Source organism: Rheinheimera maricola (assembly GCF_016918075.2).
Classification (GTDB): domain Bacteria; phylum Pseudomonadota; class Gammaproteobacteria; order Enterobacterales; family Alteromonadaceae; genus Alishewanella; species Alishewanella maricola_A.
In genome coordinates this window covers 116438-132302 of the sequence record NZ_JAERPS020000006.1, presented here as the reverse complement: position 1 = coordinate 132302, position 15865 = coordinate 116438, and the positions used below count along the sequence as shown (strand labels likewise).

Sequence of the window (15865 nt, the reverse complement as noted above, 5' to 3'; positions counted from 1 at the left end):
ACAAAGGAGAATAAAATGATCGATCCAAAAAAAATTGAAGATATCGCCAAACAAATCGGCAACGCCATTCCGCCGCAGGTACGCCAATTTGCCGATGACGTTGAAGCCAAGGTAAAACAAGTTTTGCAAAGCAAACTGGCCGATCTGGATTTTGTCAGCCGCGAAGAGTTTGATGTGCAGCGCCAGGTGCTGCTGCGTACCCGCGAGAAACTGGAAAAAATGGAACAGCAACTGGCCGCTTTAATGGCAGAAAAAACCCAAGATATGACGCCACAGCAGCTCCCCAGCTCAGATCAGGAGTAAGTGATGAAAGCTGCTGCTCTGCTTAGCCTGCTATTACTGTCGTCTTCGCTGATGGCACAACCTGACCAGCTGATTATAACCGGACAATTGCTTGATGTGCGAAGTGGCAAGCTGATGCCGGAGCAAGCCATTTTACTTGAGCACGATCGCATACACAGTATTGTGCCGCTAAACACGTTAACTAGTGCACAATGGGCTTTGCCGCTTACCGATTTATCTGCTTACACCGTGCTGCCGGGGTTAATTGATATGCATGTCCATTTAACGGCCAATCCAGCGCAGCATGGTTACCGTCGTTTGCAGCAAACACCGGCGCGGCAGGCATTGTTTGGCGTTACCGCTGCACAGGCCACATTGCAGGCAGGTTTTACCTCGGTGCGTAATTTGGGCGCGGCAGGTTTTGCCGATGTTGACCTGCGCGATGCTATTAACGCTAAAGAAATTGCTGGCCCACGTATGCGTGTTTCCGGCCCGGCGATTTGTATGACCGGTGGCCATTGCGACAATAACCTGCTGCCACACACCTACCAGGCCAGTGGTGATGGGGTAGCTAATGGCGCTGATGCGATCCGCACTAAAGTGCGCAGCAATATGAAATACGGCTCCGATGTTATTAAATTTACCGCTACGGGTGGGGTGTTGTCGCGCAATACCGACGTCAATGCCAGTCAGTTTAGCCTGGACGAAATGCAGGCGCTGGTGGCTGAGGCGCATGATCGTGGTGCTATCGTTGCCGCCCATGCCCACGGTTTGCGCGGCATTAAGCGTGCGCTGGAAGCCGGGGTAGATTCAATTGAACACGCCAGTTTTATTGACGACGATAGCCTCAAACGAGCCAAACGCCAGGGTACCTACCTGGTAATGGATGTTTATGTCAGCGACTACATTCTGCAGGAAGGCGAAGCAGCTGGTATTTTGCCCGAGTCGCTGGCCAAAGAGCGCACCGTGGGCCAGCTACAACGGCAAAATTTTAGCAAAGCAGTAAAAGCCGGGTTAAACATCGCTTACGGCACGGACGCTGGTGTGTACACTCATGGCCTTAATGCCCGTCAGCTTAACTATATGGTGCAATGGGGTATGACACCACTGCAGGCTATCCAAAGTGCCACCGTAACGGCAGCTGAATTACTCAACTGGCGCAACGAGCAAGGCCAACTTAATGTTGGCGTGCTGCAGGCTGGTGCATACGCCGATATGGTGGCAGTAAAGGGCAACCCGCTACAACAAATTACCCTGCTGGAGAATATTCCGGTGGTTATTAAGGGTGGCGAGCTGGTAAAGAAGGTTGACTAAACATCATTAAGCTATGGCCTTGCTGCGCGATTTACTGCAGCAAGGCCTGGCGGTATTAGCGCGACAGGCGCGGCCACGCTTTTATCATTACTCACCGTCATCGAAAATCTGCTCAATCGGTAAAGCAAAAATCTTTGCTGCACGAAATGCCAGTGGCAAACTGGGATCAAATTTTTCATTCTCTATCGCATTGATGGTTTGCCGCGACACATCTAGTGCTTTTGCCAGATCGGATTGGGTCCAATTGCGCTCTGCCCGCAATACTTTTAATCGGTTTTTCATTGGTATTTCCGAAAATTTATAACCAAGCTAATAAAATACGAAATACCCATCACAAACAGAATGTTGGAAGGGCTGGGTGTTGAGTCAAGCAGCCGGGCGGGTTCCAGTAGGCCATAAATAGCGCCAAATACTACACTTACCCCAAGCGATATCGCCATGGCGTTCATGTGCAATTGTCGCTGCAGTTCATCTAAACCATCCAGATATTTTTTATTAGTAATAATCATGCAGTAACCAAAAACCAGGTTAACTGCGATAACGGCAAGGCTAATGGTGACGCTAAAGTTCCATAAAAGCTTCGGGCCAAAAGCTAATAGCGCTAAAGACAGTAACCAAGCTAGGGTCCATACAAATAATGCTTTGGTGGACGCTTTGTTGCGTTGCGCCAACGTAGTTGATGCTGTGTCGTTCATACTCATGCCTCGTAAGTGTTGTTGACTTTAAGTAAAGCTTGCTTGACACGTGAAGAGTAGAGCGGATAAATTGCCATGTCAAGTGTTAGTGTCATTGTGTAAAGTCTAATTGATTATTTTTGCATGCTGCCATAAAAAATCCAGCCTGAAGCGAGCTACTTAGTTATGTGCAATACAGCCTTAGTCAGTAACCAAAGGTTTCTATTAAAGCTGGTGCTGCAGTTTAATTTAAATTAAATGCAACAAATTATTTATCTATGTTATTTAAATGAATATCATGATGGCTTTTCAAAGCAGAGGGACAAGCCATGGTAAAGGTACATATTTGGTTAAGGGATGAGAAGCATGTTGGCCATGCCGCGCTGACTATAAGAGACGTTTATGTCAGCTTCTGGCCAGATGGTGAGGCAGGCAAAAAAGACTTGAAGATAAAAACCAGCCACCCGGGCGCTTATGTTGAAAGCCTTGAGCATGACATTGAGAATGAAGGTGGCCGCAAGCCGATTACAATTGATATTGCTAACCTCAATGAAGTGCCAATGCTGCATTATGTAAACTTCCTGCAGAACAACGTGCCACGCTACCAGATAGCCCGCCATAATTGCTCGCACTTAGTTGTAGATGTTTTGAAAAGAGGCGCGAATAAAAAGCCGTCATTTAAACCCAATGCGGCAGAATATGCTAAAGTCGGTCGCATATTAGGTTACGGCATCTGGACTCCGGCAAACGTGATGCGCTATGCAAATGAACTGAAGTCAGCATGAAAATTATCTATCACGAAAATTACAACATTAACGTTGGTATATTTAAATTTCTGCACCCGTTTGATGGCTGCAAATTCAGTAAAGTGCGCGCGGTGTTAAATGCTGCAGATGTTATTGCACTGCAGGGTCCTATTGCTGAAGATGCCATTCTCAACTCTCTGAATGAGTTGCTGAAAATTCAGATCAAAGATAAAGCCGCGTTATGCCGTGCGCTGGAAATTCCGAAAATCCCTTTTCTGTCGTTTTCATGGTTGGATAGCAGAATACTGTCGCCGATGCGTTGGGGCGTCGCCGGTACGTTAGCAGCAGGCAGACTGGCACTAAGTGGAGTCGATGCCTGGAATCTTGCCGGTGGTTATCACCACGCCAGCCCACACCGGATGGAAGGCTTTTGTATTTATAACGATATAGGCATTAGCTATCAGCAGCTTATCGCCAGTGGCGAGTTAGCAGGCGATGACAAAATACTGATTATTGATATCGATGCCCACCATGGTAACGGCAATGCCCGCACCTTTAGCGATAATAAAAATGTGACCTTGCTGGATGTATACAACGCTGATATTTATCCCAACGACGCAGTGAGCCGGCGCAGAGTTGATATTGCCGTGCCATTAGCCGGCGGCACCGGCGGTGAGTTATATCTGAATAAACTTAGTGCTGCATTAGAGCAGCTAAGCAGCGGCTATAAAATCGCTTTTGTCGTAGCCGGTACAGATGTTTTAGCCACAGATCCGTTGGGTGGTTTAGCACTTAGCGTGGCCGAAGTAGCGCAAAGCCATAAGCTGGTGTACCAGCGCTTAAAAGCACTGCATGTTCCCACGGTGTTTTTAGGTGGTGGCGGTTATGGCAAAGATAGCGCTGCAGCGATACAGGCAGGAATTAAAGCTGTGACAGCAATAGACTAGTGATTTTAGTATTCACCGACAGGTTCTACATTTAATTTTTAATAAACCGCAGACAAAAAAGCCAGCATTGCTGCTGGCTTTTAATGTTGGAACTTAACGCTAATTATACCAGCAGTTGCTGGCGCAGATAATCGTAAAGGCGTCTCTCTTTCTGTGCTTCTTCACCATCGCTTTGCATAATTTGCTTAGCGGTATCCAGCGCTTTTTGTTTATCAAACATTAAGTCGTCTTTCAGGCTGGCCAAATAGGATTCGGTTTTATCGCTGCGAATAGCGTCACGCACATCGGCCATGGCCTGGCTTTGGATAGCGGTAATGCTGTTAATGCCGTCCCAGCTTAAATTGTCGGCGATGGCGTCTACCAGCTCTTGTTCATTCAGCCGTATTTTACCGTCTATGCGGTACATCATAATGGCCAGTTTCAGCAGCGCTTCGTTGAATAGTTGTTGTGTTGCCATAACGTGATCCTTAAATGCTATTACTTTTTCGGCTGGGCAATCTTAAGAATTTCAGTCAAGCCGGCAACCGCACCGCCGATATTGGCTAGCTCGGCCGGTACTATCATGGTGTTGTTCACTTTGGCCAGGTTACCGAACTCTTTTACGTATTGCTCGGCTACGCGCAGGCTGACCGCTTCTGAACCACCCGGGTGGTTTATTGCTTCAGCAATTTGGCGGATACCTTCAGCGGTGGCGATAGCGATAAGCTCGATTTCGCGGGCGCGACCTTCGGCCTCGTTAATTTGGCGCATCTTGTCACCTTCAGACAGGTTAATCACTTCCTGCTTTTGGCCTTCTGACACGTTAATCATCGCCTGACGCTCACCTTCTGATTTAGCGATAGCGGCGCGACGCTCGCGCTCTGCGCGCATTTGCTGCTCAAGTGCATCTTTAATGCTTATTGGCAGTTCAATGTCGGCAATTTCATAACGCAGCACTTTAACGCCCCAGGGCGCAGCGGCTTCGTCCAGCGCTTTTACCACTTCTTCGTTAATTTTTGCCCGCTCTTCAAAGGTTTTGTCTAAGTCGGTCTGGCCGATAACTGAACGCATAGTGGTTTGTGCCAGCTGAGCTGATGCATAGCGGTAATCGTTAATACCGTAACTGGCTTTATGTGGGTCGATAACCTGCAGGTATAAAATACCGTCGATACCCACCTGAATGTTGTCGCGGGTAACACAGGTTTGCCGCTGCACGTCGATCACTTCTTCTTTTAAACTATGTACATAAGCCACTTTGTCGACAAACGGGATCAGAATATGAAAGCCCGAATCCAGCGTACGCGAGTACTTACCCAAGCGCTCTATAACAAAATTGCTTTTTTGCGGCACTACGCGCGCCGTTTTCACAATGGTTAGTACCACCGCCAGCGCGAAGCCAGCCATTAAAATAGTATTGATATCTAATTGCACCTGTTGTTACTCCTTAACGTTTAAAATTATGCTGCGGGCTTACTCGCCGAGACTTGCAGTTTAATACCATGGTTGGCAACCACCCAGGCGACATCACCGGCTTTTAGGTTATCGGCGGATTCGGCGTCCCATTGCACGCCGTTTAATATCACGCGGCCGGCACCCTGGACAAAATCTGCATGTACACTGACCCGGCTGCCAATATCTTCGCTAAAACGGGAGGGTTGCTCGTTGCTGTCGGCGGTGTAACCGACAAACCAGCGTTTAAACTGGCCGCGCACAGTAAATAGCAGCACCAGCGATAACACACCAAACAGCAAAAACTGTACGCTGTAGCTTTCTATCAGGCCAAAGTTAAGTAATAAACCGACAACGATAGCGGCAATGCCAAAAAATACCGCAATAATACTGGTGGCCAGCAGTTCAGACAGAATTAGCACGATACCGATGATAATCCACAGGGTGGCAATATTCACTTAATTTGCTCCTTAACAATTGTTATGCTGCACATTAACTTATGCCATACAAAGTGGTCAATCTAAACTCCCGCCACTTTGTAACAGGCTTTGTCATAGCGCTGGCTTGTAGTGGAGAGCAAAATGAAATTTTTTCTGCGCGCACTGTTTTATGTGTTGCTGCTGTATGCAAGTTATCAGGTAGTTTCGGCGCTGGTGCGCAAAGACGCGCCAGCCGCGCAGTTGTTGCAGCAATATGCTGATAAAGCCATGCAGCAGTTCTTGTGTCAGACTCCGGTAACCTGGCGCATTGGCCAGTTAGACCCTGCGTTTGATTTAACACTGGAGCAGGCCGAGCAAGCTGCGCATCGTGCTGCAGAGCAGTGGAATAAAGCCTTGGGACGCGAGTTGTTTCGCTACGATAGTCTGGATGGTTTTGCTATAAACTTTGCCTTTGATCAGCGCCAACAGCAGCTGTTACAGCAAGCGCGGTTAAAGCGCAATCTGGCGCGCTATGACGCCAATATCGATCAGCGCCAGGCTAATTTGCAGCAACAGGCCAAGCAATTAAAGCAACGTCAGGAGCAGTTTAGCCGCCAGAATGAACAATATACTGCCGATGCGTCGGCTTTTGAACAGCGCGCTCAGCAGGCAACCGCCGCTAACCTGGCTGCGTTGCAACAACAGCAAAACCAGTTGCAACAGCGGCAACAGCAGTTGCAGCAACAGGCCGATGCATTAAACGAGCAGCAACAACGTTTGTTACGTGAACAGCGTTACTTAAACGAGACCGTTGCCGATAGAAACGCGTTATTACCAAACCAAGCTGCCGAAATAGCGGCATCGGAGGTCGGTACCATGCAGATCAATGGCCGCACCCGCAGCATGACTATCTTTGCTTATACCTCGGCAACGGCGTTGGAGCTGACATTGTTGCACGAGTTTGGTCATGCATTGGGCTTGGGGCATACCGATAAGGCGGAGTCGGTGATGTATTTTGCGTTAAGTGCAGAGCAAAGCGGACTTACAGATACCGATGTTCAGGCATTAAAGCAGCAATGCGGCCTTTAGCCGCATTGCCGACAGCGCCTACACACTAAATAACTTTTGCTCTAATGTCTGGCCTTTAATGAAGTTGCGATAACCCCAGCCATTCACTGCCAGACACTGCAGTACGGCCAAATCAAACTGTGCGTTTTGCGCCGGGTTGTAGCACAGTACCAGCTCCTTTTTTTGTAGCTGCTGCAAGCTAATTAGCCCGGTTAACTGGTTAAGTGCCGCGATTAGGCCATCGCTGCTATCTTGCTCCAGTTGCAAAGTTAAGTATTGCTGCTCGGCTGTACCGTTGTCGCTGTTGCTTTGGCTGCTAAGCTGGCCCAGCTGCAGATACAATACTTTGTTGCACAGCTGCTCCAGTTCAAAAATATTGTGCGAGCTAATCATAAAACTTACCTCACCACTTAAGCGGCCGATCAGTTGGCGGATATGCAAGGCGTTGGCCGGATCTAATCCGGCAGTAGGTTCATCCAGCAAGATCAACTGCGGTGCGCCAATAAACGCTTGCGCAATTGCTGCGCGTTTACGCATGCCATGGCTCAAAGCCGATGCCTTGTGCGCGTAGTGCTCTGATAAATCAACCAGTGCCAGCACTCGTGTGGTTTCAGCCCTTGCCGCTTTGCGACTTAGTCCTTGCAGGCGGCCATAGAAGTCTAGTTGCTCACCAATGCCGAATGCGGGGTCAAACTGGGCATCTTGTGGCAACGCGGCTACTTTGCCAAACAAACTATGGCTGCCAGGCTGATGACCAAAAATCTGTACCTTGCCACTGTCGGGGCGCAGGTAACCGCATAAAATGCTGAACAAGGTCGTTTTACCGGCACCATTTGGGCCAATTAATGCGGCAGTTTCACCCGGTATTAGTTCAAAACTCACCTGCTGCAACGCCGTTTTTCGGCCAAAGCTTTTGCTCAAGTCATTGCATTGAATAATTGCGCTCATAATGCTCTCCGGTTTACAAAAATGCTTGCCAATACCAACAATGCCGCCGCCTGAGCTATCGGTAATATCGCCAGCTGCAGAGTTTGCCAACCATGTAGTGGCAGCAATTGGAACACCTGAGCGCCTGGTAGGTAGCCGAGCAAAAACAGGAAATCCGGAAAGTAGAAAATAAACCAGCTTAATAGCGCGAAGCACAAGCCCAACGTAACAATTGCCAGGCTTACGGCCAGTTTAGCTGAGCGTGCTAATGCCGAGAATACGCTCATTAATGCCGTAAAAGGTAGCAGTACAATCAGCAGGTTCAGCAGAATAACCAGGGTGGCGCTGAGCATGTCGAACGACACGCCGCCGCTACGCCAGCTTGCCAGCAACAGAGTAGCTAACAGGGTTAGTAAAATAAGACAGGCCTGCACCAGCATTTGGCCAGCAAATCGTCCCAGCACTATGGCCGTGCGGCTACTGCGCAGGCTAAGAAAACGTAATGTACCGCGCTCCAAATCACTACATAGTTGATTTGCAGTAAAAAACAGGCTGAACAACGGCAGCAGCAACAGACTAAAAAACCAATATACCGCCAGTTCAGGTGCCGGCCATTGGCTAAGTTGCTGTAAGCCGGTATTGCCAAACACACCGCTGATAAAATCAATAAAGCCGCGCGACGCAATAAGATCTGCCGCCGGCATTATGGCGTAGCGAAACAGCAGGGCCCAAATGACCGTGGTCGCGGCCAGCGTCATCAAGCCCGGCCGCGTTTGCCACAAGCGGCGTAGTTCAAAACTGGCATACATGCCAGCGTGCTGAAACAGGGTTAAAGAATTGGACATAGCAGCTTCCTGTGCAAAGTGAATAGCAGATTAGTAAACGACAACATTAACTTAGCAGTATTGATGCCAGCTTTTTCTTTATAAATTTCAATAATATAATTTATTCTCTGTAACTTGATTTAAAATGTGTGCGAACAAATGGTCAATTTGACTAATCTAGAGTTAAACCAGAAATATGCTGCCGCTGCAGTTGATACTCAGGAATATCGACCACCGCGGAATGGCGGTCGACTGGGCCACTTTATTGTGCGGCGACAATTTTAATTTCAACTTTCCACTTCGGGTCGGCCAGTTTAGCTTCAACTGTAGCACGTGCCGGCGCATTACCCGGCGCTACCCAGTTATCCCAGGCTAAGTTCATCGCGGCATAATCGGCCATATCAGCCAAATAAATGGTGGCATCAACCAGTTTGCTTTTATCACTGCCGCACTGTGCTAATAAAGCATCAACTTGCGCCAGCACATCTTCGGTTTGTAAAGTTGCATCGGTGCTGTGGGTGTCTGGCACCATGCCGGCACAAAAAATTAAACCGTTAACGATTACCGCTTCAGAATAGCGGCTGGCAGGTAAAATACGTTGTATTGTCATGCGTTACTCCTCAGATTAGTGGCTACAGGCTAACCTGAACTTACGCCGCTGACCAGTCGGAGCAGTGCGTCTGCTTTATGTTGTTTGCGTAAATGCCTGCAGTAACACAGCAAGCTGCGGATGCAGCAGCTCGCGTTGAGTGGTAATGATATAAAAATTCTCATACAGCTGTGGCAAGGTCAGGTATTTTTGCAACCGGCCACTTTTTAGCTCGTCTTTTACTACAACCTCGGGCATCACGCTTAGTGCGCCGCTATCACGCGCCAACAATCGCAACATCGCCATATCGTCGGCCTCCGCCACTACGTCTGGCCGCAGTTGATACTGCGCGGCGAATGCATCAAAGGCGGTACGGATAGGGCTTTGTACCGGCGGCAAAACCCAGCGTTGCTGTTGATAAGCAGCTAAATTATCGCTAAGCGCCTTACCCGGCGGGCCAATGACGGCCACCGGCTGGCGGGCCAGCAGGCGGCATTGCCACAGTTGGCTGTCATTACCCTGTACTGCAATATTGCTCAATACCAAATCCAGGTGGTGCTGCGCCAGGGCATTAAGTAACGCAGTCTGGTTCATCGACACCAGGCTGTAGCGGCTGTCAGCCGTTGCCAATAAAGGCGTAATAAAGCTTTCAATAAAATTACGCGACATAGTAGCCAGAGTGCCAATGCGTATCGGGCTGCTTTGCGGCTGCATGCCCTTTAACAGCAGTTGCTCCAACTCGGCACCGCGGCTAAAAATATCGTCGGCATATTTTAATGTCTGATAGCCACTGTCGGTTAGCACCAGTTTGCGGCCCTGGCGTGAAAACAACTGCACCTGCATGCTGTGTTCCAATTGCTTAATTTGCGCCGACAAAGCCGACTGCGACACATGCAGCCGCTGTGCGGTTTCGGTTAGGTTGCCGCCTTTGGCAACCTGCCAGAAATAATACAGATGGTGGTAATTTAGCCGGCTCATAGTTCTCTTTTAACGAACGTTCAGTTATTTATTATGTATTTTACTTATACTATTGCGCTGCGCACAATAGCGCCAGTTTATTCTGGCTCTGGGTGCACTATGCAAATGTTATTCACCATTAACTCTTTTAAGCTGGTATTGCTGGCGCTGGTGGCGTTATTAGCGGTGGTGATCTGGCGCTATAGCGCAACAGCGTTAGCCGGCGAAACCGATAAACCGCGTTTTATGCGCGCCCTGGCCGCCACTCTGGCGGCGGTGGTGTTTACGCTGCTGAGTAACCATTTGCTGTTGTTTTGGCTGGGTTGGGTTGGCATTAGCCTGGCGCTGCAGCAATTGCTGCTGTTTTACCCTGAGCGGCCAAGGGCACAATTGGCGGCGCATAAAAAAGCCCTTAGCGCCCGTTTGGGTGAAACCTTGTTGGCGCTGGCTTTTGCGCTGCTGTATCTGCAATTTGATACCGCCAGTATTAGCCAGATAAACCAGTTGCTGAGTTCAGCAGACGCGGCCAACCCCATGCTGCACAGTGCTGCAGTATTGCTGGTGCTGGTGGCCCTGCTCAAATGTGCCCAGTTACCGCTGCATGGCTGGCTGATCCAGGTGGTGGAAGCGCCTACCCCGGTATCAGCCTTATTGCACGCCGGCATTATTAACTTAGGTGGCATTTTGTTGCTGTTGTTTGCGCCATTGCTGGGTTACAGCGCTATTGCCAGTAGCCTGCTACTGATTACCGCACTGGTGAGCACGGTGCTAGCCGCGTTGATAATGAGTACCCGCATCAGCATAAAGGTTCGGTTAGCCTGGTCTACGGTGGCGCAAATGGGCTTGATGCTGGTGGAAATTGCTCTTGGCCTTTACACCCTGGCACTATTGCACCTGCTGGCGCACTCCTGTTACAAGGCTTACGCCTTTTTACACAGCGGTAATGCGGTGAATCATTACCTGGCGGCGCAATTGGCCGGGCAAACCCAGCCGCGTGCCTGGCACTGGCTGTTGTCGCTGTTACTGGCGGCCGGCTTGCTGGGGCTGACACAGCTGCTGTTACCGCTTGCCAGTTTAAGCAGTGCGGTATTGCTGGTACTGGCGATAACAGTACTGCTGGCCCCTGCGTTAATGAACGCCGATAACCGGCGTATGCAGCGCTTGCTGCTGGCGCTGGCGTACGCTATTGGCTTACTGGCGCTGTATTTCAGCCTGAAAACCCTGTTACAGCCGGTTATGCCGACGCCGCATAGCATCTCACTGGCCGCAGATCTGCTAAGCAGTATTGCCTTTGCTGGCTTATTTATCCTGGCGCTGCTGTTGCGCTATCAGAGCCATCACAAAACCATGAACAAGGTATTTATCTGGCTGAATGCCGGTGGTTACCTGGATGAATGGGCGACACGCATCACGTTAAAAATCTGGCCTTATAGCGCCAGACAGGCAGCTGAAGAGCATAAAATGGCCGCATTGCAGGAGTTAAAATGAGCGCAGTAACCCGCAGCATACCAATGTCAGATAACAGCATGATGGCACTGATTAACCAGGCGGCCTGCCAAATCGCCCCACAGTGGCCTTTGGATCAGTTGATTGCCGTTAATCCATGGTGGCCAAAGCGGCAGCAATCTTTTGCTGCCGTATGCGCAGAGCAGCAATTACTGGCTGGCACCGACTGCCTGATGAGTGCGGCCTGGTATCTGGCACAATACCAACACCAGATCACGCCGCAGCATTTACGCCGGGCACTAGATGAAGCGCAGCTGGCAATTAGCGTTGATGATGCCGTTGCGGCCTTGTCTCAGCCGGTTGAAGCTGGCAACTGGCAGCGTTTAACCGATCACCTTGCAGCCGACACGCAACGGCAGCATAAGCTACCGTGGCAGCAGCTTATTGTGCAGCAGCTGAGTCAGTTTCTGGCGCTGTATCATCAGTATCCGGAGCGCTTCAGTGTTGATGCCGACAGTAAAGACCATGCTTACCACAGCTGGCTGAGTGTGGTGCGGCAGGACAAAGGGCTGCAGGTGCTGACCGGCACTAAACTAACACCGTTGTTTGTTGCGTTGCCGGATGAGCCCGGCCAACTGCTGGCGCAAATGCAACCCTGGCTCGATAGCTGGTGCGCCGATGAGCAAAGCCGGCTGGCCTATTTTGAAGCCTTGTTACAAAGCCTGTCAGGCTGGGCCGGCTGGCAGGCCTGGCTGGATTGGCAGCAAGAGTTGCAGGGCAACAGCGGTAATGATGCGGTGTGTCAGCTGTTATACATGCTGCTGGGTTGGGATTGGGTACTTTGGCAACACAGTCAGCAGCAAAATGCGCAACACACTGCGCTGCTGGAAACATTGCAACTGCAGGCCAGACAATACCACGCAATGCTAGTGCACGCTCAGGCTTCACTGAGCGTGCGTCAGGCATGGCAACGTGCTCTTGAGCTAAGCGTGCAGCAGCCACTGCTTAGACAACTGCAGCAAAAGCAGCGAGAAGTGATCACAGCGTTGCCAGCTCGCCCTGTTATGCAGGCTGCTTTTTGTATTGATGTGCGTTCAGAGCCGATGCGCCGTGCGTTGGAGCAGCAACACAGTAATATTCAAACACTGGGTTTTGCCGGCTTCTTTGGTTTACCCATCGCCTACAAAGCTGCCGACAGTGCAGTGCAGCGGCCGCAGCTCCCCGGATTACTGGCGCCGGCACTAACTGTGACGCAAATCAGGCCTGACAGCGCGCCGTTATCGCGCCAGCCCAATCTTGGCTGGAAGCAAAGCTTTGATTTGGCGTCGTCCAGTTTAGGTATGGTAGAGGCGGCCGGCCCGACAAAACTGCTCAGCCTGATTAAGCGGGCCTTTTTTCGCCCGGCGGCGCCGCATGCGCTGAATAAACTGCTGGATGATAGCCGCTGGCAGCTGTTTAACGATAAGCAAGCGCTGACGAACGCCGAACAAGCCGCGTTAGCAGCAGCGATACTAACCGCGATGGGCTTAACCACGAATTTGGCGACGGTGGTACTGCTGTTTGGTCATGGTAGCAACAGCTGCAATAACCCGCATGCCGCGGCACTGGATTGCGGCGCCTGTGGCGGCCAAACCGGCGAGGTAAATGTAAAGGTGCTGGTGCAAATGCTCAACGATGACGCAGTCAGGCAGCAACTAAGTGCACATCATGGCATCAATATAGCGGCGGATACGCGGTTTTATGCTGGCATGCATCACACCACAACAGATGAACTACAGGTTTATCAAGCGCCGGCGCAAGCCGATTGGCTCAGCTGGTTAACTGCAGCTGGCATTCAAGCCCGCCAACAACGGGCAGCACAATTTGGTCAGACCGCCCAAACCGATAGCACATTAGCGCGCTTTTTTAAGTTGCGCAGTACCGACTGGGCACAACTGCGGCCGGAATGGGGCCTGGCCAATAATGCCGCTTTTATTGTGGCGCCACGCCAGCTCACCAAACAGCTGGATTTAAAAGGCCGGGCGTTTTTGCACGATTACGATGCCGCCAAGGATAAGAATTTCAGCTTGTTGCACACTATTATGACCGCGCCGATGCTGGTAACTAACTGGATTAACCTGCAGTACTACGCCTCCGTAGTGGCGCCGGATAAATACGGTAGCGGCAATAAACTGCTGCACAACGTGGTGGCGGGCCATATCGGCGTGTTTGAAGGCAACGGCGGCGACTTACGTACCGGCTTAGCCTGGCAGTCGGTGCATGATGGTAAAAAGTTAATGCATCAACCCGTGCGCTTAAGCGTGGTTATTGCCGCACCGCGTGATGCCATTACCGGCGTAATTAATCGTTCAGCCGATGTCGCTGCGCTGGTGAATAATCAGTGGCTGTATCTGTATCAGCTTGCCGAAGATGGCCAAGTGCAGCAATGGTACCACCACAGCTGGCAGCCGGTCACCTTATGACGTTGCAGGCGGCAATACTGACTCAGCACGACAAAGCCCGGCTAATTGCGCCGGCGTTAAATTGTCTTGACTGGCAGCTTACAGAGATACGTAGTTTTGATACTGATGCTTTGGGCAGCTTTTCCGGTGAGCGCCCCAGGATTATGACGCCTTATGAGTGCGCTTTGCGAAAGGCCGCGATAGCAGCAGATCTGTCTGGGGCCGACATTGGCATTGGTAGTGAAGGCAGTTTTTCGCCCGGGCCTTACGGTTTGGGCACCTTTAACCTTGAACTGCTGTGCTGCGTTAATGTGGCGGCAGGCTGGGCAGTTACCGGCCGCTTTTACGGGCCATCGCTGGCGCAGCAGTGGCACATCAGCGCGCCAGAGCAATTACAACAGGCACTGGAAAAGGTGGCCGCGGGGCAGTTTTTGTTACTGCAACAAGGCAGCATTGTGGTTAAGGGCCTTAGCAGTGCAGAGGCCATGCAACAGGCGCTACCTTTGCTGGCTAAAGGTGACGTCAGCCTTAGTTATGACTTACGCGCGCATTTAAGCCCCGAGCGGCAAGGCCACATTGTTAAAGCCGCAGACGATCTGCTGCAACGGCTGATGAGTCTTTGCCCTCGTTGTCATACCCCAGGGTTCTGGCCGGACAAGGCCGTGCCGGGCTTACCATGTGAAGCCTGCGATAGTGCTACCGGTTTAACCTTAGAAAAACACGCATGCTGCCAGCATTGCCAGTTCAGTGCGGTGCAGCGTGTTACACAGCGCTACGCTAACCCACAATATTGCCAGGAGTGTAACCCATGAAAACTGTATTGTTACAGGCAGATAATGCCGTTGATTTGGCAATGTGTGGCGACTGGTTAAAACAAGGTAAGCTGGTGGCGGTGCCAACCGAAACGGTTTATGGCCTGGCGGCGGATGCCACCAACCTTGATGCTGTCAGAGCAATTTTTACAGCTAAAGGGCGTCCGGAAAACCATCCGTTAATTGTGCATGTGCATGATAAAAAAGCGATTAACGATTGGGCGTGTAAAGTAAGTACTGCCGCCTATGCGCTGGCAGAGGCATTTTGGCCGGGGCCGCTAACGTTGTTATTGCACAAAGCGCCGCATGTCAGCCCGGTTGTAACCGGCAGGTTGAATACGGTAGGTTTGCGCATGCCATCGCACCCGGTATTACTTGCTGTGCTGCAACAGCAGCAGCTTGCTGTTGCAGCCCCGTCGGCCAATTTGTTTAAAAAGCTCAGCCCAACGTCCGCAGAGCATGTTATGGCTGGCATGCAAGGCAAAATCAGCGCAGTGCTAGATGGTGGTGAATGCCAGTTTGGTGTTGAGTCGACCATTATCGATCTTACCCAAATCATTCCCACCATAGTGCGCGCCGGGCCTATCAGCGCGGCACAAATAGAAGCTGTGCTTGGGCGGCCGGTGGCACAGCCACGGCAGCATAATGTGGCAGTGCCAGGCAATGTTAGTGCGCATTATCAGCCAGATAAACCGTTGTTATGCTTTAGCCGCGCAGAGTTGTTATTGCATTTGCCACAACAGCAGCAGCCGATAGCGTTATTGCACTACAGCGAAACCGTCGGCAGTGCTGTGGTCACTAAATTAAAGATGCCATCGCTGGCCACTGCGTTTGCCCGATCGCTTTATCAAACCTTGTTTGCCGCCGATAAATTGCCGGTAACTGCTATCTGGTGCGAGTTACCGCCGGATACGGACGAATGGCGCGCGGTAAATGACAGGCTGAGCCGTGCAAGCTGCAACCGAAGTTGATAAATAAGGCAAAAAAAAGA

The 15865-nt window shown here is 50.7% G+C and carries 18 protein-coding genes; 9 read left to right on the top strand and 9 right to left on the bottom strand.

Translation table 11 applies throughout. The features are described 5' to 3' along the window. Positions 1 to 15: 15 nt before the first annotated feature. Together ubiK and I4W93_RS16105 are read left to right on the top strand one after the other, a co-directional pair. A complete protein-coding gene (gene ubiK, locus I4W93_RS16110; RefSeq protein WP_205311822.1) occupies positions 16 to 303 on the top strand; it encodes a ubiquinone biosynthesis accessory factor UbiK in 288 nt (95 codons plus the stop codon). Positions 304 to 306: 3 nt separating this feature from the next. After that, positions 307 to 1596 carry a Xaa-Pro dipeptidase gene (locus I4W93_RS16105; protein ID WP_205311821.1) on the top strand — a complete coding sequence of 430 codons (1290 nt, stop codon included), beginning with the start codon at positions 307 to 309 and terminating at the stop codon, positions 1594 to 1596. Between the two features lie 87 nt (positions 1597 to 1683). Here I4W93_RS16105 and I4W93_RS16100 read toward each other — a convergent pair whose 3' ends face one another. Together I4W93_RS16100 and I4W93_RS16095 are read right to left on the bottom strand one after the other, a co-directional pair. Beyond that, positions 1684 to 1878: a helix-turn-helix transcriptional regulator gene (locus I4W93_RS16100; RefSeq protein WP_205311820.1), complete on the bottom strand. Its 195-nt coding sequence runs from the start codon at positions 1876 to 1878 to the stop codon at positions 1684 to 1686. After that, positions 1875 to 2291 carry a hypothetical protein gene (locus I4W93_RS16095; protein ID WP_205311819.1) on the bottom strand — a complete coding sequence of 139 codons (417 nt, stop codon included), beginning with the start codon at positions 2289 to 2291 and terminating at the stop codon, positions 1875 to 1877. Before I4W93_RS16095 ends, I4W93_RS16100 begins: the two co-directional genes overlap by 4 nt. 308 nt (positions 2292 to 2599) lie before the next feature. Here I4W93_RS16095 and I4W93_RS16090 point away from each other — a divergent pair, with 308 nt between their 5' ends. Next, on the top strand, positions 2600 to 3055 hold the full coding sequence (locus I4W93_RS16090; protein WP_205311818.1) for a hypothetical protein: 456 nt from the start codon (positions 2600 to 2602) through the stop codon (positions 3053 to 3055). Next, on the top strand, positions 3052 to 3963 hold the full coding sequence (locus tag I4W93_RS16085) for an arginase family protein (RefSeq protein ID WP_205311817.1): 912 nt from the start codon (positions 3052 to 3054) through the stop codon (positions 3961 to 3963). The genes I4W93_RS16090 and I4W93_RS16085 overlap by 4 nt, the downstream gene beginning before the upstream one ends. Positions 3964 to 4066: 103 nt before the next feature. On the opposite strand, the gene I4W93_RS16080 is transcribed toward I4W93_RS16085, so the two are convergent. The 3 genes from I4W93_RS16080 to I4W93_RS16070 are packed head-to-tail and all read right to left on the bottom strand — an operon-like array spanning position 4067 to position 5849. Then, a complete protein-coding gene (locus tag I4W93_RS16080) occupies positions 4067 to 4420 on the bottom strand; it encodes a hypothetical protein (RefSeq protein WP_205311816.1) in 354 nt (117 codons plus the stop codon). Positions 4421 to 4440: 20 nt separating this feature from the next. Beyond that, positions 4441 to 5373 (bottom strand): SPFH domain-containing protein, encoded by a 933-nt coding sequence (locus tag I4W93_RS16075; RefSeq protein ID WP_224673502.1) that lies wholly within the window; start codon positions 5371 to 5373, stop codon positions 4441 to 4443. Positions 5374 to 5399: 26 nt separating this feature from the next. Next, positions 5400 to 5849 carry an NfeD family protein gene (locus I4W93_RS16070; RefSeq protein ID WP_205311815.1) on the bottom strand — a complete coding sequence of 150 codons (450 nt, stop codon included), beginning with the start codon at positions 5847 to 5849 and terminating at the stop codon, positions 5400 to 5402. A 123-nt stretch (positions 5850 to 5972) separates the two neighbouring features. Between I4W93_RS16070 and I4W93_RS16065 the strand changes: the two genes are divergently transcribed. Then, positions 5973 to 6899: a matrixin family metalloprotease gene (locus I4W93_RS16065; protein ID WP_205311814.1), complete on the top strand. Its 927-nt coding sequence runs from the start codon at positions 5973 to 5975 to the stop codon at positions 6897 to 6899. A gap of 18 nt (positions 6900 to 6917) precedes the next feature. Here I4W93_RS16065 and I4W93_RS16060 read toward each other — a convergent pair whose 3' ends face one another. The 4 genes from I4W93_RS16060 to I4W93_RS16045 form a co-directional block, all read right to left on the bottom strand. Beyond that, positions 6918 to 7826 carry an ABC transporter ATP-binding protein gene (locus tag I4W93_RS16060; RefSeq protein ID WP_205311813.1) on the bottom strand — a complete coding sequence of 303 codons (909 nt, stop codon included), beginning with the start codon at positions 7824 to 7826 and terminating at the stop codon, positions 6918 to 6920. Then, positions 7823 to 8650, bottom strand: coding sequence for an ABC transporter permease subunit (locus I4W93_RS16055; RefSeq protein ID WP_205311812.1), 828 nt, complete (start codon positions 8648 to 8650; stop codon positions 7823 to 7825). Before I4W93_RS16055 ends, I4W93_RS16060 begins: the two co-directional genes overlap by 4 nt. Positions 8651 to 8891: 241 nt before the next feature. Further along, complete coding sequence (locus tag I4W93_RS16050) at positions 8892 to 9239, bottom strand: RidA family protein (RefSeq protein ID WP_205311811.1); 348 nt, start codon at positions 9237 to 9239, stop codon at positions 8892 to 8894. 75 nt (positions 9240 to 9314) lie between these two features. Next, entirely contained in the window at positions 9315 to 10196 is an 882-nt protein-coding gene (locus tag I4W93_RS16045) for a LysR family transcriptional regulator (protein WP_205311810.1), read from the bottom strand. A 33-nt stretch (positions 10197 to 10229) separates the two neighbouring features. Here I4W93_RS16045 and I4W93_RS16040 point away from each other — a divergent pair, with 33 nt between their 5' ends. From I4W93_RS16040 to I4W93_RS16025, 4 genes are read left to right on the top strand one after another with little or no spacing between them, the layout of a single operon-like run. Continuing rightward, complete coding sequence (locus I4W93_RS16040) at positions 10230 to 11663, top strand: NADH-quinone oxidoreductase subunit L (protein ID WP_205311809.1); 1434 nt, start codon at positions 10230 to 10232, stop codon at positions 11661 to 11663. Then, positions 11660 to 14083 (top strand): DUF2309 domain-containing protein, encoded by a 2424-nt coding sequence (locus tag I4W93_RS16035; protein ID WP_205311808.1) that lies wholly within the window; start codon positions 11660 to 11662, stop codon positions 14081 to 14083. The genes I4W93_RS16040 and I4W93_RS16035 overlap by 4 nt, the downstream gene beginning before the upstream one ends. Beyond that, positions 14047 to 14874, top strand: a complete 828-nt coding sequence (locus I4W93_RS16030; RefSeq protein ID WP_224673500.1) for a DUF6671 family protein — start codon at positions 14047 to 14049, stop codon at positions 14872 to 14874. Before I4W93_RS16035 ends, I4W93_RS16030 begins: the two co-directional genes overlap by 37 nt. Beyond that, positions 14871 to 15845 (top strand): L-threonylcarbamoyladenylate synthase, encoded by a 975-nt coding sequence (locus tag I4W93_RS16025; protein ID WP_205311807.1) that lies wholly within the window; start codon positions 14871 to 14873, stop codon positions 15843 to 15845. Before I4W93_RS16030 ends, I4W93_RS16025 begins: the two co-directional genes overlap by 4 nt. Positions 15846 to 15865: the final 20 nt, after the last annotated feature.